Source organism: Halopseudomonas sabulinigri (assembly GCF_900105255.1).
GTDB classification, from domain to species: domain Bacteria; phylum Pseudomonadota; class Gammaproteobacteria; order Pseudomonadales; family Pseudomonadaceae; genus Halopseudomonas; species Halopseudomonas sabulinigri.
In genome coordinates, this window is sequence record NZ_LT629763.1 from 1,695,809 (window position 1) to 1,720,445 (window position 24,637).

General features: G+C 60.0%; 18 protein-coding genes. 4 read left to right on the forward strand and 14 right to left on the reverse strand.

Going from position 1 to position 24,637, the window contains the following annotated elements; genetic code table 11:
• Positions 1-16: 16 nt before the first annotated feature.
• The 9 genes from BLU26_RS07630 to glnE all read right to left on the reverse strand — a co-directional run bounded on the left by BLU26_RS07630 (position 17) and on the right by glnE (position 11,051).
• A complete protein-coding gene (locus BLU26_RS07630) occupies positions 17-1,456 on the reverse strand; it encodes a lipopolysaccharide kinase InaA family protein (protein ID WP_092285382.1) in 1,440 nt (479 codons plus the stop codon).
• On the reverse strand, positions 1,453-2,229 hold the full coding sequence (locus BLU26_RS07635; RefSeq protein ID WP_092285384.1) for a lipopolysaccharide kinase InaA family protein: 777 nt from the start codon (positions 2,227-2,229) through the stop codon (positions 1,453-1,455). The genes BLU26_RS07630 and BLU26_RS07635 overlap by 4 nt, the downstream gene beginning before the upstream one ends.
• Positions 2,226-2,972 carry a lipopolysaccharide kinase InaA family protein gene (locus BLU26_RS07640; RefSeq protein ID WP_092285386.1) on the reverse strand — a complete coding sequence of 249 codons (747 nt, stop codon included), beginning with the start codon at positions 2,970-2,972 and terminating at the stop codon, positions 2,226-2,228. The genes BLU26_RS07635 and BLU26_RS07640 overlap by 4 nt, the downstream gene beginning before the upstream one ends.
• Positions 2,969-3,784, reverse strand: a complete 816-nt coding sequence (gene rfaP / locus BLU26_RS07645; protein WP_092285388.1) for a lipopolysaccharide core heptose(I) kinase RfaP — start codon at positions 3,782-3,784, stop codon at positions 2,969-2,971. The genes BLU26_RS07640 and rfaP overlap by 4 nt, the downstream gene beginning before the upstream one ends.
• On the reverse strand, positions 3,781-4,902 hold the full coding sequence (locus BLU26_RS07650; protein WP_092285390.1) for a glycosyltransferase family 4 protein: 1,122 nt from the start codon (positions 4,900-4,902) through the stop codon (positions 3,781-3,783). Before BLU26_RS07650 ends, rfaP begins: the two co-directional genes overlap by 4 nt.
• Positions 4,902-5,960 carry a lipopolysaccharide heptosyltransferase I gene (gene waaC / locus BLU26_RS07655; protein WP_092285392.1) on the reverse strand — a complete coding sequence of 353 codons (1,059 nt, stop codon included), beginning with the start codon at positions 5,958-5,960 and terminating at the stop codon, positions 4,902-4,904. Before waaC ends, BLU26_RS07650 begins: the two co-directional genes overlap by 1 nt.
• Before the next feature lie 3 nt (positions 5,961-5,963).
• Positions 5,964-7,010, reverse strand: a complete 1,047-nt coding sequence (waaF, locus tag BLU26_RS07660; protein ID WP_092285394.1) for a lipopolysaccharide heptosyltransferase II — start codon at positions 7,008-7,010, stop codon at positions 5,964-5,966.
• A gap of 97 nt (positions 7,011-7,107) precedes the next feature.
• On the reverse strand, positions 7,108-8,031 hold the full coding sequence (locus tag BLU26_RS07665) for a branched-chain amino acid transaminase (RefSeq protein WP_092285396.1): 924 nt from the start codon (positions 8,029-8,031) through the stop codon (positions 7,108-7,110).
• Between the two features lie 77 nt (positions 8,032-8,108).
• Positions 8,109-11,051 (reverse strand): bifunctional [glutamate--ammonia ligase]-adenylyl-L-tyrosine phosphorylase/[glutamate--ammonia-ligase] adenylyltransferase, encoded by a 2,943-nt coding sequence (gene glnE / locus BLU26_RS07670; protein ID WP_407920348.1) that lies wholly within the window; start codon positions 11,049-11,051, stop codon positions 8,109-8,111.
• Positions 11,052-11,350: 299 nt separating this feature from the next.
• Between glnE and aceE the strand changes: the two genes are divergently transcribed.
• Positions 11,351-14,008 (forward strand): pyruvate dehydrogenase (acetyl-transferring), homodimeric type, encoded by a 2,658-nt coding sequence (gene aceE / locus BLU26_RS07675; RefSeq protein WP_092285400.1) that lies wholly within the window; start codon positions 11,351-11,353, stop codon positions 14,006-14,008.
• A gap of 11 nt (positions 14,009-14,019) precedes the next feature.
• On the forward strand, positions 14,020-15,702 hold the full coding sequence (aceF, locus tag BLU26_RS07680) for a dihydrolipoyllysine-residue acetyltransferase (protein WP_092285402.1): 1,683 nt from the start codon (positions 14,020-14,022) through the stop codon (positions 15,700-15,702).
• A 111-nt stretch (positions 15,703-15,813) separates the two neighbouring features.
• Here the strand turns inward: aceF and BLU26_RS07685 are convergent, their stop codons facing one another.
• On the reverse strand, positions 15,814-16,269 hold the full coding sequence (locus BLU26_RS07685) for a hemerythrin domain-containing protein (protein ID WP_092285404.1): 456 nt from the start codon (positions 16,267-16,269) through the stop codon (positions 15,814-15,816).
• A gap of 166 nt (positions 16,270-16,435) precedes the next feature.
• On the opposite strand from BLU26_RS07685, the gene BLU26_RS07690 reads away from it, so the two are divergent.
• Complete coding sequence (locus BLU26_RS07690) at positions 16,436-16,897, forward strand: PA2169 family four-helix-bundle protein (RefSeq protein WP_092285406.1); 462 nt, start codon at positions 16,436-16,438, stop codon at positions 16,895-16,897.
• Between the two features lie 282 nt (positions 16,898-17,179).
• Here the strand turns inward: BLU26_RS07690 and clpB are convergent, their stop codons facing one another.
• The 3 genes from clpB to rluD all read right to left on the reverse strand — a co-directional run bounded on the left by clpB (position 17,180) and on the right by rluD (position 21,565).
• Positions 17,180-19,747 (reverse strand): ATP-dependent chaperone ClpB, encoded by a 2,568-nt coding sequence (gene clpB, locus BLU26_RS07695; RefSeq protein WP_092285408.1) that lies wholly within the window; start codon positions 19,745-19,747, stop codon positions 17,180-17,182.
• 133 nt (positions 19,748-19,880) lie between these two features.
• Positions 19,881-20,609 (reverse strand): peptidoglycan editing factor PgeF, encoded by a 729-nt coding sequence (gene pgeF, locus BLU26_RS07700; protein ID WP_092285410.1) that lies wholly within the window; start codon positions 20,607-20,609, stop codon positions 19,881-19,883.
• On the reverse strand, positions 20,606-21,565 hold the full coding sequence (gene rluD, locus BLU26_RS07705) for a 23S rRNA pseudouridine(1911/1915/1917) synthase RluD (RefSeq protein ID WP_092285412.1): 960 nt from the start codon (positions 21,563-21,565) through the stop codon (positions 20,606-20,608). The genes pgeF and rluD overlap by 4 nt, the downstream gene beginning before the upstream one ends.
• A 179-nt stretch (positions 21,566-21,744) precedes the next feature.
• Between rluD and BLU26_RS07710 the strand changes: the two genes are divergently transcribed.
• Positions 21,745-22,734 carry an outer membrane protein assembly factor BamD gene (locus BLU26_RS07710; RefSeq protein WP_092285414.1) on the forward strand — a complete coding sequence of 330 codons (990 nt, stop codon included), beginning with the start codon at positions 21,745-21,747 and terminating at the stop codon, positions 22,732-22,734.
• A gap of 132 nt (positions 22,735-22,866) precedes the next feature.
• Here BLU26_RS07710 and BLU26_RS07715 read toward each other — a convergent pair whose 3' ends face one another.
• Positions 22,867-24,498, reverse strand: a complete 1,632-nt coding sequence (locus BLU26_RS07715; RefSeq protein WP_092285416.1) for an NAD+ synthase — start codon at positions 24,496-24,498, stop codon at positions 22,867-22,869.
• Between the last annotated feature and the right edge of the window lie 139 nt (positions 24,499-24,637).

The following is a 24,637-nucleotide window of genomic DNA, read 5'->3' on the forward strand; positions in this document are numbered from 1 at the left end:
TATTCCTCTTGTTTATCTAATCAGTTTTCGCTGCGACAACCGGCAGGTGTTGTTCCAACCAGTTCGCAAGCGGGCTGCCCTGCGGCCAGTTACGGATAAAACGGGCACGGTCCCTGGCCCAGGCCTGTTGCCATTGGCTTGGGCTCTGGTGCTGCTGCATAGCATCGAGATCAATCAGCAGCACCTCGCCGTCCAGCCACAGCAGGTTGGTAGCTTTACAGTCGCCATGGCTGATACGCGCAGCCACCAGCTGTTGAAAAACCTTGAGCAAGGCAGGGCCCGTTGTTTCGTCAGGCTCCATCTCACCACTTTCACCCAGGACGCTGAACAGATGATCGCCTGCGCAGTATTCGTTAATCAGCCAGGCCTCACGGCGCAAAGGGCCAAAACGTCGCTCGATCATTGCCAGGGGCGCCGGAGTAGCGACACCCAGGAACGCCAGGCGATGCGCCGCCTGCCACGAGTGCCAAGCCCGACTGGGACGCCAAAAGCGTTTCAGCCAATGCATCAACCCTTTGATATTGTAGCGTTTGATGACGACTGAGCCGTCCCCCAGCGCAACCTTGGCGACCGTGCTACTACCACCGTCCTTGAGCAGCGGCTGCGCGCCGAAGTAGCTATCCGGGTCACCGAGCAAGCCGCGCATGCGCTCGCTCTCTGAGCGCACCACAGCGGTAAAGCATTGCCAGCTGCGCTGTACGGAAAACAGGGTGCAATCGCGCAGCGACTTGCCAAGGTAGTCGTCCTGACGCTGCCTGCGCACGCGCGCAATGGAGGCTGCCAGTTTATCGGGATTCAACGCCAGCGGGTTATGCTGCAGATAAGTGATCAACAAAAGCTCGGTAAACGCATCCCACTCGGGCTTCAGCTGCGCAAAGAAGATCGCCAGATTTTGCTGCGCCTGCTCTGCGGTCAGTGGCCGGCCGGGTGACAATGCCTCAACGGCATCACCATCGATAACAAATAGCTGTTCGCTCTGCAGCAAGAAGTTACCAAGGTGCAGATCGGTTTGCGCCAGCCCCTTGCTGTGCAGCTCGGCAATGACCGCCAAGGCCTTGCCCAGCAGCCCCATTGCCTCAGCCTGGCCCGGCTCACGACCAGGCAGGGCTTCCCATGCCTGCTGCAACGTTTGTGCAGCGGACAAGAACTCGGTTATCAGGTAGCGGCCGCTACCTTCAACTTCGCCCTCGGCCAGCAGCTTGGGGGTGGCCACGCCCTGCTGCGCCAGTGCGCTAAGACCCAAGCGCTCACGCGCGCAATGACGGTCTGCACCAGCGCCGATAAACAGCTTGAGCAGCACCGGTGTATCATCCTGCATCGCCCGCGCCACCAACCGCTTGCCGGGCAATACCCGCAGCCACTGATCCACCGTTACTGAGCCACCGCCGCTCAGCGGAATTCGCATCGGTAGGGCCGGCGCGCGACCCGCCTCTTGCAGCTGGGCGGTCAGCGTCATCGCTTGGCTTCCTTGCCGGCCTGGCGCGCCAATAGCTGTCGTACCAATGCCTTGCTCTGTGCATTCATACGCTGCTGCCCACAGTAGGCCAGCAAAAAGCGCAGCCGCTGGGTTCGTGTCGGCGCCGCACTGCGCCGGCTCAAGGTTTCCAGGTCGCGGATAAAGTCGCGCTGCCCGAACCAGGCACTGCGTGTCTTTTCCAGGTCGATCAGACGCGCGCCAGCACCGTCACCGTGCAACTTGAGAAAAATGTGTTTGGGGTACAGGCAATTATGGATAACACCAGCATTGTGCAACGCTCTGACCAGCGCTCCTGCAGCTTGCGCCAGGGTGCGTATCTCGGCAGGTGCCAGACTAGGCCAACGTTCAAACCACTCATCCAGCGGTGCGTATTCATCCAACGCGCGGGTCAGCAATACCGCTTGCTGCCGGCCATCGACCGTACGCCGAGCAAAGAAAGCGGCCTCCAACGCGGGTATACCCAGCTTTGCATACTGCTGAACCGCACGAAACTCGCGGGCAAAGGTCGGCTCGCCAAAAGGCGCCCGTAGTGTACGCGTGCAATGGTTGTCCTGCCGCTTGAGGTAAAAACATTGCAGGTCGCCGTTTCCATCCTCGAGTTCCAGCCGGTGCACGCTACTCCAGCCGCCACGGCCGGTATTCGGCGCGTCGACCGCATCCAGCTCAAGCGCCCATAATGCGGCAAAACTGTTGACGCCATGACGCGCAAGCACCTCGTGCGCGTTCACTGCCACGAAGGGCAAACTACTCATTCTCTACCCTCAAAAAAGGACACGATGGACGCAATGCGTTTTTTGTCCTGCGACGTTAACCCCGAGCGCCCCAGGTAGGTTTTATAGAACCTCAGCCGCTGCGCGCGACTGAGCTTTTGCTTGGCCAGTTTGTCCAGGCACGCTAGATCCTTGGTAATGCGGTACTGCAGCATAGGTCCACGCCAGAAGGTGCCGGCCGGACAGTCGATAAAATACACTTTGGCCAGAGCGCGCTCGTCGACCAGAATGTTGCGCCACTTCAAGTCGTTATGGGTGAAGCCCTGATCATGCATCATGCGGGTAGCCCAGGCTACCTGCCTGGCAACATGTTTAACCCATGCGCCATCACTGAGGCGAGAATCATCCTGCCTGGCCAGACTGGCCAGATCACGGGTCGCACGCAACTCTTCTGTAATCAGCGCGCCTCGCACGAAGGCACCGCCATGCCGCTCTGAACCAAAGGCAACCACCGGCGCGGTAGGAATACCCCACGCTTGAAACCGCAGCAGATTTTCCCATTCAGCCTGAATTCGCGAGCGGCCAATATACCGGCGTAGATTCTTCCCAGCGCCGGTATAACGCTTGACGTAATAGAAGCGATCACGCACCCACACCTTGTGCACGCTGCTGATCGGGTCGCTGGTGATCTGCTCCCCTTGCAGTGCGAACACCGAGTCCATATCGGCAAATAGCCGCCCGCTGTCCCCGGTCGCGTATTCGGGGTTGAGTGTCCAGCGTTTCATGACTCGGCGCCGGGCGCGTACTTGCGCGCAAAGCGCGTCTGGAGTTTCGCGGCCTTGCGCTCGAGCGCGCGCAACAACGGTGCTTCCTGACGCAGAATGTCCCGCAGCGGCAGCGCAAAATAAGTCCGCAGAAAGCGCAGTTTGTCGCTGCGGGTAAGGCCAATATTCAATGCGGAGAAATAAAGCCCGGCCAGGTCCTTGTTGCGCCAGCGCAGCGGCACCTTGTTGCGGATCTGCGCGCGATGCAGATCAATCAGAGACAGGCTGACCGACTGCGCACTGATCTCCTGATCGGTATGCAGCAGAAAGTGACAGATGTAGCAATCGCGGTGGTTGACGCCGGCACGGTGCATTTGCCCGGTCATCTGCGCCACGCGCTCGATCAGGGCGCGCTTCAGCGCTGGCTCCGGCGGCTGACTGAGCCAGTCCATGCTGTAATCTTCCAGGCTGATGGTCGGCGCCAGCTCCTCGGTGATGATGAACGAGTGCTGCGCAGCAGGATTACGGCCGCGCTCACCAAAGGCCACCGCCGTCATGGTCGGCACGCCGGCCTGCTGCAGCGCTGCGATCGCCTGCCACTCCTGCCCCGCGCCCAGCACGGGCGCTTTCAGCGTGGTCCAGTTCTTGACGATTTCGCCCCAGCCGACGCCGCGGTGAATTTTTACAAAGTAGCCTTTGCCTGCCACCTCGGTGCGCAAGGTACGACGCGCTTCCAGCTCGCGGAACACCTCGCCGTCAAGGCGCTCTACCTCAACAAAGGGGTCGCGTCCGGCCCATAGGGTGGCGAAGGGCTCTTTCAGTGCCAAGGTCACGCAGCCGCTCCCAAAATGACGTCGGCTGCCCTCTCCGGCAGGCTGTACAGATCAGCCTGGTCGGCGAAACGCAGGGCGTTGGTTTTCCAGTCTTGGCGCAGCTGCGGGTTATTCAGCATGTCGGCGAGCATCTTGTTCAGTGTGGTCTGCGTGAAAGGTGACGGTACCACCAGGCCGCAGTCGGCCTCTTCAATGTAGTGCGCATAGCCGCAGACATCGGTCACCAGCACCGGCAGACCGGCCACCAGCGCTTCAAGCAACACGGTGCCGGTATTTTCATTGTAGGCCGGGTGAATGAGCAGATCAGCCCCCAGCAGGAAGCGCGGCACATCACTGCGGCCCTTGAGAAACTGGACCCGTTCGGCCACACCAAGCGAGCGTGCCAGACGCTGAAAGCTGCCCGCATCATCCTGACCAACCACCATCAGGCGCGTACGGCTGCGCATATCAGCGGGCAGCGCGGCCAGCGCGCGAATCGAGCGATCCAACCCTTTGGTAATGAAGCCGGAGCCAATCTGTACCAATAGCAATTCGTCGTCAGCCACCTTGAATTCCTGACGAAAGGCGGCGCGCACTTCAGCGGCGTTGGCCGGCGCGCGGCGGTCCGGCGAGATGCCCGGCGGCAGCATATGAAAACGATCCAGCGGGGTGCGGTAATGCTTGGTAAACAACGGCAGCTGTACGTCGGAGATCATCAGAATGTCGGTGCCCACCGCCGGCGAGAAGACCGCGCGTTCATACTCGGCAAAATGCCGGTAGCGGCTGAAATGGCGATATAGCGGATTGCGCAGGGTCTGGGCCTTGTCTTCAAAACAGGGATCGGCAGCGTAATACACATCCAGCCCTGGCATCTTGTTGAAACCAACCAGACGATCCACCGGGCGCTTGGCCAAGTCAGCCTGCACCCAGGCGGTAAAGCGTTCGTTGCGCTTGTGATTGCTCAGCGCCTTGACCGGGGCAACTATCACCTCGAATCCCGGCGGAACCTCACCTTCCCAGATCATGGTGTAAACACGGATGGCGTGCCCGCGAGCCTGGCACACCTGGGCAATACGCATGAAGTCACGCTGCAACCCGCCAAACGGAAAGTACTTGTACAGCACAAAGGCCAGTTGCATCAGTCAGCTCTCGTTGCGGAGATTAGGGTGTGCAGTTGAGCCATAACCACATCAGGCGCCAACCGGGTGAAGCATAGCGGCTGCTCCGTACTCAGGTCGAATTGCTGGGCGTCACCAGGCGTAGGCTGATAGTTGCAGGTTTTGCGCAAACAGGGCGCACAGGCAAAATCGCTGGCCAAATGCCGCTGGGCGTGGCCATAGGCACCGGTAAAACCAGGATTGGTTGGGCCGAACAATGACAGCGTCGGCACATCCAGCGCAGCAGCCAAATGCCCCAGCCCAGTATCCACCGCAACGCAGGCCTGCGCTGCCGACAACACGCGAGCCACACCGGCCAAAGGTAACTTGGGCAGCACCTGCACCCCTTGCAGCCCCTGAGCGATGCGCTGGGCGCGGGATTGCTCCGCCGTGTTACCCCAGGGTAGCTTGACCTGCACACCAGTAGCGCTGACACGCTCAGCCAGCTCCCGCCAGTAGCGCTCAGGCCAATGCTTGGTCACCCAGGTAGTGCCGTGCAAAAAAACCACGTAGGGCTGCTCTTGCGCCTGCACTTCCTGCGCTAGCGCCAGTCCGTAATCGCCCAGCCCCTCCGGGACGCTATAGTCGAGCGCCCGGGCGAACAGTTGCCGCGTGCGCTCGACGGCATGCTGACCCCAGGGCACATTGATTGGCTGCTGATAGAGCCGACTGGCCAGCGGCTCACGTGCCGATTCCCGGTCCAGCCCGGCAACTGGGCCGCGGGCGTAACGGCTGAGCCAGGCGCTTTTTAGCAGACCCTGCGCGTCGATCACCAGGTCATACCGGGTTTCACTGATCCGCTGTTTGAACGCGCGCCACTCACCGCCACGCAGTGTTTGCCAGAGGTTTTTGCGCCAGCGCCGCACAGCCACCGGAATCACACGATCAACCGCCGGGTGCCAGGCGGGAATTTCGGCAAAGCCTTCCTCGACCACCCAGTCAAAGCGAATACCCGGCAGCGCGCGAGCAGCATCGGTGATCGCCGGCAGCGTATGAATCACATCGCCGAGCGAGGTGGTCTTGATCACCAACACGCGCATCGGCTAATTACCCTGCGGGTCAGACAAGGCCTCGCCAACCAACGATTCCAGCGCGCTGATTACTTGCGCCGGAGGCAGGTCGCGCAGACAGTTGTAGTGGCCAAAGCGGCAGGTGCGATCAAAGCAGGGGCTGCACTCGAGGCCCAGCCGCACGGTGGCCACCTGATCGGCCAGCGGCGGGGTAAAGCCTGGCGAGGTAGAACCATAAATCGCCACCAGCGGCCGGTTCAGCGCAGCAGCCACATGCATCAGACCCGAGTCATTGCTCACCACGGCGGCGGCGCAGGAGAGCAGGTCTATCGCTTCAGCCAGGCTGGTCTCACCAGACAGGTTGACCGCCTCCTCACGCAGGCCGGGAATCAGTCGCGCGCGAATCTGCTCGCCCACGGCGTGGTCGTTCTTCGAGCCGAACAACCAGACCTGCCAGCCCTCGCGGATTTTCTCTTCCGCTACCTTGGCGTAATGCTCGCTCGGCCAACGCTTGGCTTCACCGAACTCGGCACCGGGGCACAGCGCCAGCACGGGGCGATCGAGTTCAAGAGAAAAGCGCGACAGCGCTGCCGCGCGCGAGCTGTCTTCTATCCGCAAGGCAGGTTTGGGATAAGGCTTCGGGAGTTCTGCTTCGAGCGGATAGGCCAATGCCATGAAGCGCTCGATCATCAGCGGATAACGCTCCTTGTCGAGCACCCGCAGGTCATTCAGCAGCCCGTAACGCATTTCACCGCGCCAACCGGTGCGTACCGGGATACCAGCAAAAAACGGCACCAAGGCCGACTTTAGCGAATTGGGTAGCAGGATCGCCTGGTCATACTGTCCGGCCAGCTCGCGGCCAATACGCCGGCGCGTTGCCAGCTCCAGTGAACCATGGCCCAACGGCAAACTCAGCGCTTGCCGCACCTGCGGCATGCGCTCGAGAATCGGGCGGCTCCAGTCCGGCGCCAGCACGTCGATCTGACACGCCTCGCCGTGCTGCTGTTTCAGGCACACAAACAGGGTCTGCGCCATCACCATGTCGCCTACCCAGCTCGGACCCACAATTAGAATATTCATAAGCGGCAAGCCTCAAGCTGCAAGCTGCAAGAAACCCAAACAAGGCGGCAAAAAGTCGCTCCCGACAGCTTGCCGCTTGTGGCTTGCAACTTGCTGCTTACTTGACCAGCGTCCGCCAGTCGGCGTGTTCGCCCGTCTGACCGGTCACCAGGTCAAAATAGGCCTTTTGCAGCTTCTCGGTAATCGGACCGCGGCGACCCTCACCGATCTGACGACCATCCAGCTCGCGAATCGGCGTGACTTCGGCGGCTGTGCCGGTAAAGAAAGCTTCGTCCGCGATATAAACCTCATCGCGGGTAATGCGCTTCTCGACAATCGGCACACCAAACTGCGCAGCCAGCGCCAGCACAGTGGCACGGGTAATGCCGTTCAGGCAGGCGGTCACTTCCGGCGTGTAAATGGTGCCGTTCTTGACGATAAACACGTTCTCGCCGGAGCCTTCGGCCACGTAGCCTTCCGGGTCCAGCAGCAGCGCCTCGTCAGCACCGGCAGAAACTGCTTCCTGCAGCGCCAGCATGGAGTTCATGTAGGCACCGCTGGCCTTGGCACGGGTCATGGTGATGTTGACGTGGTGGCGAGTGAAGGAACTGGTGCGAATCTTGATGCCACGCTCCAGCGCTTCTTCGCCCATGTAAGCGCCCCAGTGCCAGGCAGCGATCACAACGTGCACCTTGAGGTTATCGGCGCGGATACCCATGCCTTCGGAGCCGTAAAACACCAGCGGCCGGATGTAGGCGGTTTCTAGGCCGTTTTCACGTACCACGGCGCGCTGCGCTTCGTTCAGCTGCTCTTTGGTGAACGGAATCTTCATGCCCATGATGTGGGCGGAATCAAACAGGCGATCGGTGTGCGCCTGCAGGCGGAAAATCGCCGTACCGTCCGGGGTGTTGTAGGCACGGACACCTTCAAATACGCCCATACCGTAGTGCAGCGAGTGCGTCAGCACGTGCACGTTGGCGTCACGCCAGGGGATCATTTCACCATCAAACCAGATAACACCATCACGATCGGCCATCGACATAGCAGCCAGCTCCATATTCTCTATTCTGTCAGTCTTGCGTTCTTGGTTCTGCCTGAGCGCTCCAGCACGCCTGCCCCTCACGCAGCGGGGTCAGGCTCTGGGGTCGGCAGCATCTGCTGCCATAGCTTGATGACTCCATGACGGAAATCATGAAACTGGTCGCCGCTTACTTTGCCCGGCTGCTTTTGCAAGGCCAGGCGATGAGCCGCCGCCCGGTAGGCCTTGTAAGCCTCCTGCAGGCGATGTACGTCTTCGCCGGCGATCAGGCCGGCGTTGTGCAGCTCATCAAGAATCCTGATGTTATCGGTGAAGCGTAGTAATTCGGGGTACCGGCACGACCAGGCCAGAACCGCATATTGCACCATAAATTCGATATCAACGATACCTCCGGCATCCTGCTTGAGGTCAAACAGGCGCTCAGCGGTAAAGGCATCGGCGGTAGTGCCCGCAGCGGTCGCCGAGGTGCCCAGGTTATCGCGCATTTTTTGCCGCATGCCTGTCACCTCACGCGCCAGCGCTGACTCGTCACGCTGCGCTCCCAGCACCTCGGCGCGCAGCGCCGCAAAGCCCTCGGTCAGCCTTGAACAACCCGCCAGCGAGCGCGCGCGAACCAACGCCTGGTGCTCCCAGGTCCAGGCCTCCTCGCGCTGGTAACGCGCAAAGGAGGCCAGCGAGCTGACCAGCAGACCCGAGTCACCGGAGGGGCGCAGGCGCATATCAACTTCGTACAATGCGCCCGACACGGTCTGGGTGTTGAGCATATGAATGATGCGCTGCCCCAGGCGGGTAAAGAATTTGCTGCCTTCGATGGCTCGGGCACCGTCGGTCTCCGAATGCGGATCGCCATCGTGGATAAACACCAGATCCAGATCCGAGCCATGCCCCAGCTCGATGCCACCCACCTTGCCGTAGCCCACCACGATAAAGTCCAGCTCGCAGCGCGAACCATCGGCCCGTGCTGGCTGACCATGCCGCGACACCATTTCACGCCAGGCCAGCTTGAGCACCTGTTGCAGAATCGCCTCGGCAATCCAGGTCAGATAATCGCTGACCTTCATCAACGGCAGCGTGCCGCCAATCTCCGACGCCGCCACCCGCAGAACATGGGCGCGCTTGAAGTAGCGCAGGGTTTCCATCTGCTGTTCCAGGTCGTCCTCAGGGATGCGCAGCAGTTGCTGACGCAGCTCGTCGGCCAGCTCGTCCGGCTCCGGCGGACGATACAAACGCCCGGCGTTGAGCAGCTCATCCAGTACAACCGGATAGCGGGTGATCTGTTCGGCAATCCAGGGACTGGCGGCACACAGCACCAATAGCTCACGCAAGGCCCCGGGGTTCTCGGTCAGCAGCACCAGATAAGCCGAGCGACGCGCAACGGCTTCAATCAGCGGCAGCACCCGTTCCAGCGCCAGATCGGCATTGTCCTGTTCACAGGCCATCGCCAACAGCCGCGGCATGAAGCCATCGAGCCGTTCACGCCCGACCCGCTGCATCGCCTTTACGCGACCAGAGGCCTGCAGCGAGCCGAGCCGGCGCCAGGCAGCAACGGCGTCGGTAAAACCAGCGGCTCTCAGTTGTTCCAGTGCCTGGGCCTCGTCCAGCGTGCCTTCCCACAGGGGCAGCCAGTCAGAATGCGGCGCTGCCGGTTCGGCTTCATCCTCATCAGGATCGGCAATCACGCCGGCAAAATGCCGTGCGACGGTTGCGCGCTCTTGATCCAAACGCTGCCGAAACCCTGCCCAGTCGGCGAAGCCCAGCATAAAGGCAATACGCGCCTGGCCCTGCGTATCGGTCGGCAGCATTTGCGTTTGGCGGTCATCCACGGCCTGCAGCGCGTGTTCGGTGTCACGCAAAAAACAATAAGCCGCAGTGAGCTCTTCTACTGCCGCACCGGGCAAATAATCATTCGCCGCCAGGGTTTGCAGTACGCTCAGAATTGGCCGCTGCTGCAACGCTCGGTCGCGCCCACCGTGAATCAACTGGAATGCTTGCCCGATGAACTCCACCTCGCGGATACCGCCGGAGCCCAGCTTGACGTTGTCCTGCAGGCCTTTGCGCTGCACCTCGCGTTGAATCATCTGCTTCAGGCTGCGCAGCGCATCGATAGCGGCAAAGTCCAGATAACGTCGATATACGAAGGGTTTGAGCATGGCTTGCAGCTCGGCACCGGCTGCCTGATCGCCAGCCACTACCCGCGCCTTGATCATCGCGTAACGCTCCCAGTCACGCCCCTGGCTCTGGTAATACTGCTCCAGCGCATCAAAGCTGAACACCAGCGCGCCGCTGTCGCCGTAGGGGCGCAGGCGCATGTCTACGCGAAAAACAAAGCCATCGACCGTGTGCGCGTCCAGCGCCTTGATCAGCTTCTGCCCGACCCGGATAAAAAACTCCTGGTTGGACAGGCTGCGGCGACCACCTTGGGTTTCGCCGGGTTCGGGATAGGCGAAGATCAAATCAATGTCGGAGGACAGATTGAGCTCAAAGGCGCCCAATTTGCCCATGCCCAGCACCACCATATGCTGCGGTTTGCCAGCGGCACTGCGTGGCTCGCCCAGCGAGGCGCAGGTTTGTACATAGAGCCATTGATAGGCCTCGTCAATGCAGGCATCCGCCATGTCGGACAGGTCACGCGTGGTTTCGGCGAGTGGCGCCTGCCGCGTCAGATCACGCCAGATGATGCGCACCTGCTGCGCCTGGCGAAAGCGCCGCAGGCGCTGCGCCAATTCCTCTTCACTCGCCAGCCCTGCGAGCGCCTGCTGAAGCAGACGCCGCATTTCACCCTCCTGCAGAGGTCGTTGCAGACGTTGCTCCTCCTGCAGCTGCCAGGCCAGCTGAGGATCGCGGCGCAATTGCTCAGCGACGTAATCGCTGCCGGCCAGCACTTGGGGCAACTGCTGTTCAAACTCGGCGCCCAGCTCGTCAGCGCGCTCTGCCAGTCCGGCGGCTTCAAGCGCGGCACGCCACTGTGCCAAGTGGTGTTCCAGGGAGGGGCGCAGCAAATCCGGCAGTAACGGCAGAGAAATGGCCATGGTCTATCCTGTACAAAAACCGAAACGGCAGCTTGCCATGGCGATACGCGACAGGAAAGCACAGACAGCGGGAACTGCGCGGTCACAATGTAGCAAAGCTACATATAAGACCATGGGAGGGTAGATAAACCCGCTTTTTTGTAGTAAAACTACAAGAACAATATCAGTCAACCCGTGTCACAACACCCACAGGTGTTAGCGAAAGCTGCGCATCATCTGCCGACAGTTCATCAAGACTGGGGCAGGCTGGCGCCTTCCGGCACTTGCAGGACCCACAAGGTCTGGAGACCACAATGAAGCAAGATGATATCGATCCGCTCGAAACCCAGGAATGGCTCGATGCCCTGGAATCCGTACTCGACAACGAAGGTGAAGATCGCGCGCACTATCTGATGACGCGCCTGGGCGAGTTAGCCAGCCGCACCGGCACCCCCCTGCCCTACGCCATCACCACGCCTTACCGCAACACCATCCCGGTAACCCACGAAGCCCGCATGCCCGGCGACCTGTTCATGGAACGCCGCATCCGCTCGATGGTGCGCTGGAACGCGCTGGCCATGGTGATGCGTACCAACCAGCAAGACCCGGACCTGGGTGGCCATATTTCCACCTTCGCCTCCAGCGCCACCCTGTATGACATTGGCTTCAACTACTTTTTCAAGGCGCCGACCGAAGAGCACGGTGGCGATTTGGTGTTCTTCCAGGGCCACGCCTCCCCCGGCATTTATGCCCGCGCCTTCATGGAAGGGCGCATCAGTGAAGAACAGATGGACAATTTCCGTCAAGAGGTCGACGGCAAGGGCTTGTCCTCTTATCCGCACCCCTGGCTGATGCCCCATTTCTGGCAGTTCCCGACCGTGTCCATGGGCCTGGGTCCGATCCAGGCCATCTATCAAGCGCGCTTCATGAAGTACCTGGAGCACCGTGGCTTTATCGAGCCTGGTAAACAGAAGGTCTGGTGTTTTGTTGGTGACGGTGAGACCGACGAGCCGGAGTCGCTCGGTGCCATCGCGCTGGCCGGCCGCGAGAAACTCGACAACCTGATCTTCGTCATCAACTGCAACCTGCAACGCCTCGATGGCCCGGTACGCGGTAACGGCAAGATCATTCAGGAACTGGAAGGCAGCTTCCGCGGCGCCGATTGGAACGTGATCAAGGTGATCTGGGGCCGCATGTGGGACCCGCTGTTTGCCAAGGATGACAACGGCCTGCTGCAACAGCGCATGGAGGAGGCGGTCGACGGCGACTACCAGAACTACAAGGCCAACGATGGCGCCTATGTGCGCGAGCACTTCTTCGGCACCCGTCCCGAGCTGCAGGAGATGGTCAAAGACCTCTCCGACGAAGAGATCTGGAAGCTCAACCGCGGCGGCCATGATCCCTACAAGGTGTACGCCGCCTACCACGACGCCGTGCACCACGAAGGTCAGCCAAGCGTGATTCTGGCCAAGACCATCAAGGGCTACGGCACCGGTGCTGGCCAAGGCCAGAACACTGCGCACAACACTAAGAAAGTCGATATCGACAGCTTGAAGAAATTCCGCGATCGCTTCGACATTCCGGTCAACGATGACGAGCTGGAAAAACTACCTTTCTACAAACCAGAAGAAGGCAGCGCCGAGTACAAATACCTGCACTCGCGCCGCGAAGCGCTCGGCGGCTACATGCCCCAGCGCCGGGTCGAAAGCGCCCGCGTGCCGGTGCCACCACTGGATACCTTGAAAGCCATTCTGGATGGCAGCGGTGATCGCGAGATTTCCACCACCATGGCCTTCGTGCGGATCATCTCGCAACTGGTGAAGGACAAGGAGCTGGGCCCGCGCATCGTGCCTATCGTGCCCGACGAGGCGCGCACCTTCGGCATGGAGGGCATGTTCCGCCAGCTCGGCATCTATTCCTCCGTCGGCCAACTGTATGAGCCTGTCGACAAGAATCAGGTGATGTTCTACCGCGAGGACAAGAAGGGCCAGATTCTCGAGGAAGGCATCAACGAAGCGGGCGCCATGTCGAGCTGGATAGCCGCCGGTACCGCGTACAGCACGCACAACCAACCGATGCTGCCGTTCTACATTTTTTACTCGATGTTCGGCTTCCAGCGTATTGGTGATCTGGCCTGGGCCGCTGGCGACAGCCGCGCCAAGGGCTTCCTGATCGGCGGCACGGCCGGTCGCACCACACTGAATGGCGAGGGTCTGCAGCACGAAGACGGGCACAGCCACATTCTGGCCAGCACCATCCCCAACTGCCGCAGCTACGACCCGACCTACGGCTACGAGCTGGCGGTAATCATTCGCGAAGGCGCGCGGCGCATGATGGAAGAGCAGGAAAACGTCTACTACTACCTGACCGTGATGAATGAAGCCTACGAGCAACCCGCTATGCCCAAGGGCAAAGAGGTGCAGGACGGCATCATGCGCGGCATGTACCTGCTCGACTCCACCGGCAAGCCGGGCGAGCTGCATGTACAGCTGATGGGCAGCGGCACCATTCTGCGCGAGGTGCGCGAGGCGGCGAAGATCCTCAAGGACGACTTTGACGTTACCGCCGACATCTGGAGTGTCACCAGCTTTAACGAGTTGCGCCGCGACGGTCTGGCTGTTGAGCGTGACAACCGCCTGCACCCCACGCGCAAGAAAAAACTGACCTTTGTTGAGCAGTGTCTGGAAAAACGCAGCGGCCCGGTTATCGCGTCGACCGATTACATGAAGCTGTTCGCCGACCAGATCCGCGAATGGGTTCCGGGCACTTACAAGGTGCTTGGCACCGATGGCTTCGGCCGTAGCGACAGCCGCCGCAAACTGCGTGAGTTCTTTGAGGTCGATCGCCACTGGGTGGCCTATACCGCGCTGAGCGCGCTGGTGGAAGAAGGCAAGCTGAAGCCCAAGGTGCTGACTGATGCACTCAAGACCTTCGGCATCAACCCCGACAAGATCAACCCACTGGACTGCTGAGGAGCGACGGTATGAGTGAAGTCATCAAAGTACCCGACATCGGCGGCGGTGAGGGTGAAGTCATCGAAATTCTGGTCAACGAAGGCGACACGGTAGAAGCGGAACAATCGCTGCTGGTACTGGAATCCGACAAGGCGAGCATGGAAGTGCCCTGCCCCAAGGCCGGCGTGGTCAAAGCCATCAAGGCCAAGCTTGGCGACACCCTGAAGGAAGGCGATGCGTTGATCGAACTGGAGATAGCCAGCGGCGATAGCAACGAGGACAGCGAATCCGAGGAAAAGCCTGCCGAGGCCGAAAAGCCTAAACAACCAGAGTCGAAAGACCAGGCGCCGGCGCAAGAGAAGAAATCCGAGCCGAGCCAAGCCGCAGCGAAAAAGGCGGCAAGCAAGAGTGAAGCCGTCAAGGTACCCGACTTGGGTTCGGATGCGGGCGCCAAGGTCATCGAGATTCTGGTCAGCAAGGGTGACAAGGTCGAAGCCGACCAGTCGCTGCTGGTACTTGAATCCGACAAGGCCAGCATGGAGCTGCCCGCGCCCTTTGCTGGCGTGATCGAGTCCATTGAGGTCAAGCTTGAGCAGGACGTCAAAACCGGCGACCTGATCATGCACATGCAGGTTCAGGGTGAGGCGGACGACGCTGAGCCCGCAGGCGACAAGGATAGCGCCAAGGAAAGCCCCGACGATGCCAAGGCAGAAGCGCCAAAGCAGGCAGCGTCCGCCGCCAGCGAGAGCAAAACGCCCGACGTGGAAACTCCGCCGCCGGTCGGCGGCCCGAGCCGCGAAGGCGCCAAGGTCCATGCCGGCCCGGCCGTGCGTATGCTGGCTCGTGAGTTTGGTATCGACCTGGTCGACGTCAAGCCCACAGGCCCACGCGAGCGCATCCTCAAGGAAGACGTGCAGAAACACGTGCAGGCGGTGATGAAACAGCAGAAATCCGGGAACGCCGCTGTCGGCGGCTCCGGCATCCCCGCCGTGCCCGCAGTCGATTTCTCACGCTTTGGCGAGGTCGAAACCAAGGACATGACGCGCCTGCAACAGGTCGGCGCCGCCAACATCCACCGCAGCTGGCTCAACGTGCCGCATGTCACCCAGTTTGACCTGGCCGACATCAGCGCGCTGGAAGCCTTCCGCAAGGAGCAAAAAGCGGTCGCAGAAAAGGCCGGCGTCAAGCTGACCATCCTGCCCTTCCTGCTCAAAGCCTGCGCGCATGTGCTGAATGAGCAGCCTGGCTTCAACGTCGCACTGGCGCCAAACGGCAAGCAATTGATCCAGAAGAAATTTGTGCACATCGGCTTTGCCGTCGATACGCCGGACGGGCTGCTGGTTCCGGTGATACGCGATGTCGACAAGAAGAGCCTGCTGCAGCTGGCGGGTGAGGCAGCTGAGCTGGCCGAGAAGGCGCGCAACAAGAAGCTCGGGGCCGACGCCATGCAAGGCGCCTGCTTTACCATCTCCAGCCTGGGACATATCGGCGGGACTTATTTCACGCCTATTGTGAATAGCCCGGAGGTAGCCATTTTGGGCGTCTCCAAGGCGACCATGCAGCCCGTGTGGGATGGCCAGGCGTTCCAGCCGCAGCTGATGCTGCCGCTGTCACTGTCTTACGACCACCGCGCCATCAACGGCGCCGCGGCGGCGCAGTTCACCAAGCGGCTTGGTGAGCTTTTGGGAGATATTCGTTCGATGCTGCTGTAAGGAAAGCAGGCGGGGAGGTCACCTCCCCGCCTAATACGCGTGGCGACCGGCCGGATGACACAGACGATTGACGTGATCGTTTATCTCAAAGCGCTGCCGGCTTTATGGGGTTTACTTGGCTGCTTTGAGCTGACGTTGTTTTTCTTCCATTTTTTTTCCAAGCTCCAGCAATTGATCTTTGCTCATCAGCTTAGCGGCATCCTTGAACATCTCTTCCTCTTCCTCTTCGATGTGGTGCTCCAGCAACTCTTTGAGCACCTTCATGCGTCCAGAGAAATTGATGCTGCCTGGATCGGTTTTAAACAGATCCGGTAATACCAGCTCTTCTACTGCACGATGCTCTTCCTTCGCCTCGGCTACCATCTTCGCTTCGTCTTTAGCACCCGCTTTGTTGAAAGCCGGATAAAACAGCTCTTCTTCAAGCGTCGTATGAATTGAAACTTCAGTGCGTATTTTCTCGAGCAGCTCTGAACGCGTTTTTATTGCCCGCTCCGTGGTATCCGTAAGCTTGGCAAGCAGACTTTTTACTGTTGTATGGTCTTTTTTTAACAGATCAATAGCATTCATCTCGGCTAACCTCATTCAGGGTCGGTAACACTGAATTGTGACCACGTTGACAACGAAGCGTTCACTCCATTTATTTCATCGTTCGCAAGAATTTATTTGAACCATTTTTTATTCTACCGGGTCAGTTTGTATACCACCCACTCGCACTACCCGCAGGAGCTACTTCATGAACACGATTGATACGAAAGAACTGATTTCCACCCTGAACGATCTGATTGAAACCAGCAAAGACGGAGAAGAAGGCTTCCGTGTATGTGCTGAAGATACCAAGCGCTCAGACCTGAAAACCCTCTTTTCCCAGCGGTCGCTTGAGTGCGGTAAAGCCGCCCAAGAACTGCAGGCAGTGGTTGCCCGCCTAGGTGGCAAGCCTGAAGATTCAACCAGCATTGGTGGTGACATGCACCGCCGCTGGGTAGACCTCAAGTCTATGATTACTGGTAAAGATGATAAAGCCGTACTCAATGAATGCGAGCGCGGCGAAGATGTTGCCAAAAAGAATTACAAAGAGGCGTTGGAGAAAGCACTTCCCGAAGATATACGCCAACTAGTGCAGCGTCAGTACGAGGGTGTTTTACGTAACCACGACCAGGTAAAATCCCTTCGCGATGCCGAGCGCGCTCGTAGCTAAGCAACGTGGTAGTTATTTAAATAGCTAATTACCACGACAGAAAGAATCTGGCGCGTCCGCATTATACGGATGCGCTAAATTCTTTTTTTAAGTTTTATATTCAAGTCTGTTTAAATTGCTTTATTTGGCACTTTTAATGTGAATACACAAACAAAAAGGGCGACGCTTTCGCGTCGCCTTTTTTGTTTGTGTCGCTAAACCCAGCTACGACCTATGGCCAAAGCTTTAGCCCATGGAGCCGCCACTACTCCAGCGGCATTGGTCAGGCCGCAGCTTTATCCGTCAGTGGCTAAACACAAACTCGTCGTTCTCAACCTTAGCCTGAATGGTTTCGCCGTGGGCAAAGTCACCCGCCAGAATCCGCTGCGCCAGCGGGTTCTCGATCCAGCGCTGGATCGCCCGCTTAAGCGGCCGCGCGCCGTAAACCGGGTCGTAACCCACAGCAACCAGTTTCTCCAGCGCCTCGTCAGTCAGTTGCAGATCCAGATCGCGTTCGGCCAAACGTTCACGCAGGCGGCCCATCTGAATTTCGGCGATACCTGCAATCTGCTCCTTGCCGAGCGGCTCGAACACCACTACCTCGTCCACCCGGTTGATGAACTCCGGACGGAAGTGCTGCCCCAAGGCATCCATCACCGCGGCGTGCTGTGCTTCCGGGTCACCCACCAGCTCCTGAATCTGAGCTGAACCCAGGTTCGAGGTCATCACGATCACCGTATTGCGAAAGTCCACGGTGCGGCCCTGGCTGTCGGTCAGACGGCCGTCTTCCAACACTTGCAACAACACGTTGAACACATCCGGATGCGCCTTCTCGACCTCATCCATCAGGATTACTGAATACGGCTTGCGGCGCACTGCCTCGGTCAGGTAGCCACCCTCTTCGTAACCAACGTAGCCGGGCGGCGCACCGATCAGGCGAGCCACCGAGTGCTTCTCCATGAACTCGGACATATCAATGCGCACCATGGCCTCTTCGGTATCGAAGAGGAACTCGGCCAGCGCCTTGCACAGCTCGGTCTTGCCGACACCGGTTGGCCCCAGAAACATGAAGGAGCCGCTTGGACGGTTCGGGTCAGACAGGCCAGCGCGAGAGCGCCGCACCGCATTGGAGACCGCCACTACCGCCTCGTGCTGACCGATTACCCGGTTGTGCAGCGCGTCTTCCATGCGCAGCAGTTTGTCGCGCTCGCCTTCGAGCATTTTCGACACCGGGATGCCGGTCCACTTGGAGACAACTTCAGCAATCTCTTCATCGGTAACCTTGTTGCGCAGCAGCTGGTTATCCGGCTTGGTGTGCTGCTCGGCCATCTGCTGACTGCGCTCCAGGTCCGGGATCACCCCGTACTGCAGCTCGGCCATGCGGTTCAGATCACCCTTGCGGCGCGCCTGCTCAAGTTCTGCCTTGGCCTGCTCAATGCGTTCCTGAATCTGTGCCGAGCCCTGCACATCAGCCTTCTCCGCTTTCCAGATTTCTTCCAGGTCAGCGTATTCGCGTTCCAGCTTGACGATGTCTTCTTTCAGCTTCTCCAGGCGTTTGAGCGCCGCGTCATCGTCTTCTTTCTTCAGCGCCTCGCGCTCAACCTTCAGCTGAATCAAGCGCCGCTCCAGACGGTCCAGTGCTTCGGGCTTGGAGTCGATCTCCATGCGAATGCGGCTGGCCGCCTCGTCGATCAGATCGATTGCCTTGTCGGGCAACTGGCGATCGGTGATATAGCGGTGCGACAGCTTGGCAGCGGCAATGATGGCGCCGTCGGTGATGGTGATCTTGTGGTGCACCTCATAGCGCTCTTTCAGGCCACGCAGGATCGCGATGGTGTCCTCTTCGCTCGGCTCATCCACCAGAACTTTCTGGAAACGACGCTCAAGCGCAGCATCTTTTTCGATGTACTGGCGGTATTCATCCAGCGTGGTGGCGCCAACACAGTGCAGCTCGCCGCGCGCCAAGGCCGGCTTGAGCATATTGCCGGCATCCATCGACCCTTCGGCCTTGCCGGCGCCCACCATGGTGTGCAGCTCGTCGATAAACAGGATAACCCGGCCTTCCTGCTTGGAAAGCTCATTGAGTACGGCCTTGAGCCGCTCTTCAAACTCGCCACGGAACTTGGCGCCAGCAATCAGCGAGCCCATGTCGAGCGACAGCAGACGTTTGTCTTTCAGGCCATCCGGCACCTCACCGTTAACGATACGCTGCGCCAAGCCCTCGACAATGGCGGTCTTGCCCACGCCAGGCTCACCAATGAGTACCGGGTTGTTCTTGGTGCGGCGCTGCAATACCTGAATGGTTCGACGAATTTCGTCATCACGGCCGATCACGGGGTCGAGCTTGCCGTCCTCGGCCTTTTTGGTCAGATCAACGGTGTATTTGTCGAGCGCCTGGCGCGACTCCTCCGCGTTGGCGTCATTTACGGCTTCGCCACCGCGCAGGTTGTTGATGGCGTTCTCCAGAGCCTTTTTCGAGACGCCCTGCCCCAGCAGAATCTTGCCGGCACTGGTCTTGTCGTCCATGGCCGCGAGCAATACCAGCTCGCTGGAGATAAATTGATCACCGCGCTGCTGTGCCAGGCGATCAGCCTGGTTGAGCAGGCGCGCCAGATCCGTGGACATGCTCACGTCGCCGGTCGGATTGGTGACGGTGGCGAGTTTGTCGAGCGCGTTGCCGAGTTCACTGCGCAGGGTATTGATGTCAAACCCGACCTGCATCAACAGCGGCTTGATCGAGCCCTGCTGTTGCTCAAGCAGAGCCACCAACAGGTGCAGCGTATCAATCTGGGAATGGTCACGGCCCACGGCGAGCGATTGCGCGTCGGACAAGGCGACTTGTAATTTGCTGGTCATACGGTCAATACGCATGGCATTCGTCCTGTATTAAAAGGCCCGATTCGACGCAGCGAGACGGGCAAAGTCATTGTGCATGACAGTTTAATAAGGACGATTATCGCGCTTTCAAGGCAGCAAACCCTGATAAGGGTCAATTTTTTGTCGCTTACGACAACCAGATCAATGACGCGAAGCGCCCGGTCTTACCATCGCGGCGGTAGGAGAAGTAGCGTGCAGGCTCGCTGACCGTACACAGGCCACCGCCATACACCGCGGTAACACCCGCCTTGGCCAGCCGCTGCCGCGCCAGTTGATAAATATCCGCCAGATAATGCCCCTCGCGGCTGGACGGCACAAATGCAGCCTGCGCCTGGGCATCATGCGCAATGAAGGCGTCGCGTACCTCCGGACCAACCTCGAACTCCTGTGGCCCGATGGCCGGCCCAAGCCAGGCCATCAGGGCATAACCGGGGCTTCCCATACTGCTCACCGTCAGCTCCAGAATACCCTCCAGCAAGCCACGCCAGCCTGCATGAGCAGCCGCCACGCGAGTACCATCCTTGTTGCAAAAGAGTACCGGCAGGCAGTCGGCGGTCATTATGGTACAGGCGATCTGCCGCTCGTTGGTCCAGCTGGCGTCGGCGTCGGCCACCTGATCGGGATTGGCCTTGCAGGCCAGGGTGCTATGGGTCTGATTCAACCAGGCCGGTGTACAGCCCAGCACGCGCTGCAACTCCGCCCGATTGGCAGCAACGTGGGTCGGCTCATCGCCCACATGGGTACCCAGATTGAACCCCTTCCACGGACCTTGGCTACAGCCACCCCGGCGGGTGGTGATACAGGTACGGACATTGGCGGGCGCCGGCCATTCGGCGCTGATCCACAGTGGGCTCATTCGGCGATCTCACCATCCTCTTTCAACAACGCCAGCAAATGCTGCATATCGGCTGGCAGCGGCACCTGCCATTGCATGGTGCGGCCATCAACCGGGTGCAGCAGCTCCAAACGCCGTGCGTGCAGCGCCTGGCGGGGGAATTCACGCAACTCTCGAATCAGTTCGGGGCTGGCGCCGGGCGGAATACGCAGGCGACCGCCGTAGGTAGGATCGCCGACCAGCGGGAAGTAAATATGGCTCATGTGTACGCGAATCTGATGGGTACGGCCGGTTTCCAGCTTCACCTTTACATGGGTGTGCGCGCGGAAGCGCTGGATGACGCGGTAATGACTGATCGCCTGCTTGCCGCCGGCTACCACCGCCATTTTCTGGCGCTGGCTACCGTGTCGGGCAATCGGCTGATCGACCTTGCCGCCCGCGGTCATCACGCCGACGACCACACACTCGTACTCGCGGCTGACACTGCGCGCCTGTAGTTGCGCTACCAGATCGGTTTGCGCCTCGATGGTCTTGGCCACCACCATCAGCCCCGTTGTGTCCTTGTCCAGTCGGTGCACAATGCCCGCGCGCGGCACTTTGGCCAGCTCGGGGGCGTGGTGGAGCAGCGCGTTCAGCAGAGTCCCGTCCTGATGTCCGGCCGCCGGATGAACCACCAGGCCCGCCGGCTTGTTGATCACCAGCAGCGCATCGTCTTCATAGAGGATGTCCAGTGCGATGGCTTCAGGTTGCCAGTCGCCCTGCAATTCACGTTCGGCATCCAGCGTCAGCTGTTCGCCGCCGTAGACGGTGTCACGGGTGCGCTTCTGCTCGCCATCGACCAGCAAGCTGCCGTCCTTGATCCAGCCCTGCAGGCGTGAACGCGAGTGGTCGGGGAACAATTGCGCCGCCACCTGGTCTAGGCGTTGACCACCCGACTCGGGACTTACCTGTGCAGACAAAAGAATACGATCGGACATGCGGAGCTCACTGGATGGTGCGGGGGACGTAGAAGCAGATGCAATCCCTTTTGGTTTCGCCTCTGCGCTGTGGTTAAATACGGCTTTTCCCGGTTTGCCGGGACTGCTGCACAAGCCCCAACTATAACAGGACGGCTGCTGTGGAAACAGCGTGGTGCCGCCCATTCGGATGTCATGATATGTCGCTGAAACATCTCCTGCTGGTCGGTCTGCTCGCCTTTGTCGCCGCCTGTTCCTCCAACAAGCCAGTCATTGACGAGTCGCTTAGCGAATCTGAACTGTACCGCAAGGCGCAAACCGATCTGGACGCAGAAAACTACGCGCCGGCCATCGAGACGCTACGTGCGCTGGAGTCCCGCTATCCCTTCGGTCGCTATGCCGACCAGGCACAGTTGGAGCTGATCTACGCCTACTACCAGAATCTTGAAGCCGAAGCCGCTACTGCCTCTGCCGATCGTTTCATCCGCCTGCACCCGCAGCACCCGAATGTCGACTACGCCTATTACGTCCGCGGACTGGCCTCCTTTACCCGCGACCAGGGCATCTTCGAGCGCTTTCTGCCGCTGGACATGACCCGCCGCGATCCCGGCGCTGCGCGTGATTCGTTCAACGACTTCGCCCAGCTGATCAACCGTTATCCCAACAGCCAGTACGCGCCCGATGCACGCAAACGCATGGTTTATCTGCGCAACCTGCTGGCCGATTACGATGCTCACGTTGGCCACTATTACCTCAAGCGCGGCGCCTATCTCGCCGCCGCCAACCGCGGTCGCTACATTGTCGAGAACTACCAGCAGACCCCTGCGGTAGGCAACGGCCTGGCGCTGATGGTAGCCGGCTATGACCGCTTGGCCATGTACGACCTGGCCGACAGCGCGCTGGAAACGCTGAAGCTGAACTATCCGGAGCACCCTGCCCTGGCTGATGGCAAGTTCAAGCATCACGTCGAGCCCAGCCAGCCAGAAATGAACTGGATGGAGTCCATGTCGGTCAGCGCCCTGGATGCCGTCACTGCACCGCCGCCACGCACCGCCAAGACTCAAATGGAGCGCCAGATGGATCGTCAGTACCAGGACGCCGTCGCTGCGCTGCCTCGTGAAGTGCGCGTGCACGGCGAAGAGGGTCGCCGCTCGTTCTGGAACCGCGTGACCTTCGGCCTGATCGACTAAGCCCAAAGCCGCAACAAAAAGCCCGCGTCAACGCAGATTGACGCGGGCTTTTTGTTGCGCAGCTGCAAGCTGCGTCAGCGTAAGTTAACTCTCACTTCAGTAAAGCCGCTCTTGCTTGTGGCTTGTGGCTACTCAATCATCCATTGCCCAACCCGAGGTGATCGGATAACGCCGGTCTCGGCCAAAGCCGCGCTGGGTTACCCGCGCACCTACGGCAGCTTGACGCCGCTTGTACTCGTTCAGGTCAACCAGGCGTACCACCCGCTTGACGACATCCTCCTCAAAGCCCGCTGCAATGATGGCGCTGGCCGACAGGTCATGTTCGATATACAGGCGCAGAATCTCATCCAGTTCCGGGTAGGCTGGCAGCGAATCTTCGTCCTTCTGGTCGGGCGCCAGCTCGGCGGAGGGCGGGCGATCTATCACCCGTTGCGGAATCACCGGATCGAGGGTATTGCGGTACTCTGCAAGGCGGAAAACCAGCGTTTTGGGTACATCCTTGAGCACATCAAAGCCGCCGGCCATATCGCCGTACAAGGTTGCGTAACCCACCGCCATCTCGCTCTTGTTACCCGTGGTCAGCACCAGGGCACCGGTCTTGTTTGACAGCGCCATCAGCAGGGTGCCACGGCAACGGGCCTGGAGGTTCTCTTCGGTGGTGTCACGCGGCAGACCGGAAAACACCGGTTCCAGCGTTGCCATGAAGGCTTCTACCATGGCGGCAATGGGCAACACGCGATAGGTCACGTGCTGCGTCCTGGCCTGAGCCTCGGCGTCTTCCAGACTCATCCCCGACGTGTAATGGTACGGCATCATTACCGCTTCAACCCGCTCGGCGCCCAGCGCATCCACTGCGACCGCCAGGGTCAGCGCCGAATCGATACCACCAGACAGCCCTAACACCACACCCTTGAAGCCATTTTTATTGACGTAATCCCGCACGCCGGTAACCAGCGCCTGGTAAACACTCGCTTCCAGCTCCGGCATCGCGGCCAGCCCTCCCTGGCGCAGCTTTACCGCGGCTTCATCGAACAGAACGTCGACCGCGTGCAAACCCTCATCAAAGGCGCCGGCCCTGCAGGCGACGTGCCCGGCGCTACCGACTGCGACCGAGCCACCGTCGAACACCAGCTCATCCTGACCGCCAACCTGGTTGACGTAGATGATCGGCATGCCGCCCTCCTGCGCGCGCTCAGCCAACATGGCTTCACGCTCCTGCTGCTTTTCCATGTGGAACGGCGAGGCGTTCAGATTAAGCATCAAGCGGCCGCCCGCTGCTTTAGCCAGGGCCATGGGCTGCGGGTGCCAGATATCCTCACAGATACTGATCGCCACCGGCAGACCGTCGATTTCCACCACGCACGCGCCCTCACCTTCGGTGAAATAGCGCTTTTCATCAAACACGCGGTAGTTGGGCAATTGCTGTTTGGCGTAAGAAGCGAGCATCTGACCGTCGGCAATCACCGCTGCCATGTTGTAGCACAGGCCATCGCTTTGCCACGGATAACCCACCACCAGGTAGATACCACGCACCTCGTCGCACAGGCGCTGTAACCCACGCGCTACCCTGGCCTGCATGCTGGAGCGCAGGAGCAGGTCTTCGGGTGGATAGCCGCACAGCGACAGCTCGGGAAACACAATCACCCGTGCGCCCAGCTCGTCACGCGCATGTCTGGCGGCTTCGATGATGCGCTCAAGGTTGCCGGGAATATCACCGACCCGCATATTCAGCTGGGCCATCACGACGCGCAAGGTAGCTGCCATCTTTACTCTCCTGACTCATATTGCTGCCTATTGTCCGGCATGCACCGCGGGCTCGCAATCGCCGCGTAGCCGAGGCAGGTGAGTAGCCTATGGCGGCGCTTTGGCTGCGCCGGTCAATGGGCTACACTGGGGCACTTTC

What these genes read in the sequence shown, in the direction of transcription:
- BLU26_RS07640 (WP_092285386.1), bottom strand. Translation starts at nt 2,972, where the DNA reads ATGAAACGCTGGACACTCAACCCCGAATACGCGACCGGGGACAGCGGG.
- BLU26_RS07715 (WP_092285416.1), bottom strand. Translation starts at nt 24,498, where the DNA reads ATGGCAGCTACCTTGCGCGTCGTGATGGCCCAGCTGAATATGCGGGTC.
- rluD (WP_092285412.1), bottom strand. Translation starts at nt 21,565, where the DNA reads ATGTCCGATCGTATTCTTTTGTCTGCACAGGTAAGTCCCGAGTCGGGT.
- BLU26_RS07710 (WP_092285414.1), top strand. Translation starts at nt 21,745, where the DNA reads ATGTCGCTGAAACATCTCCTGCTGGTCGGTCTGCTCGCCTTTGTCGCC.
- BLU26_RS07635 (WP_092285384.1), bottom strand. Translation starts at nt 2,229, where the DNA reads ATGAGTAGTTTGCCCTTCGTGGCAGTGAACGCGCACGAGGTGCTTGCG.
- waaF (WP_092285394.1), bottom strand. Translation starts at nt 7,010, where the DNA reads ATGAATATTCTAATTGTGGGTCCGAGCTGGGTAGGCGACATGGTGATG.
- BLU26_RS07650 (WP_092285390.1), bottom strand. Translation starts at nt 4,902, where the DNA reads ATGCAACTGGCCTTTGTGCTGTACAAGTACTTTCCGTTTGGCGGGTTG.
- BLU26_RS07690 (WP_092285406.1), top strand. Translation starts at nt 16,436, where the DNA reads ATGAACACGATTGATACGAAAGAACTGATTTCCACCCTGAACGATCTG.
- pgeF (WP_092285410.1), bottom strand. Translation starts at nt 20,609, where the DNA reads ATGAGCCCACTGTGGATCAGCGCCGAATGGCCGGCGCCCGCCAATGTC.
- BLU26_RS07665 (WP_092285396.1), bottom strand. Translation starts at nt 8,031, where the DNA reads ATGTCGATGGCCGATCGTGATGGTGTTATCTGGTTTGATGGTGAAATG.
- BLU26_RS07685 (WP_092285404.1), bottom strand. Translation starts at nt 16,269, where the DNA reads ATGAATGCTATTGATCTGTTAAAAAAAGACCATACAACAGTAAAAAGT.
- BLU26_RS07630 (WP_092285382.1), bottom strand. Translation starts at nt 1,456, where the DNA reads ATGACGCTGACCGCCCAGCTGCAAGAGGCGGGTCGCGCGCCGGCCCTA.
- aceF (WP_092285402.1), top strand. Translation starts at nt 14,020, where the DNA reads ATGAGTGAAGTCATCAAAGTACCCGACATCGGCGGCGGTGAGGGTGAA.
- clpB (WP_092285408.1), bottom strand. Translation starts at nt 19,747, where the DNA reads ATGCGTATTGACCGTATGACCAGCAAATTACAAGTCGCCTTGTCCGAC.
- aceE (WP_092285400.1), top strand. Translation starts at nt 11,351, where the DNA reads ATGAAGCAAGATGATATCGATCCGCTCGAAACCCAGGAATGGCTCGAT.
- waaC (WP_092285392.1), bottom strand. Translation starts at nt 5,960, where the DNA reads ATGCGCGTGTTGGTGATCAAGACCACCTCGCTCGGCGATGTGATTCAT.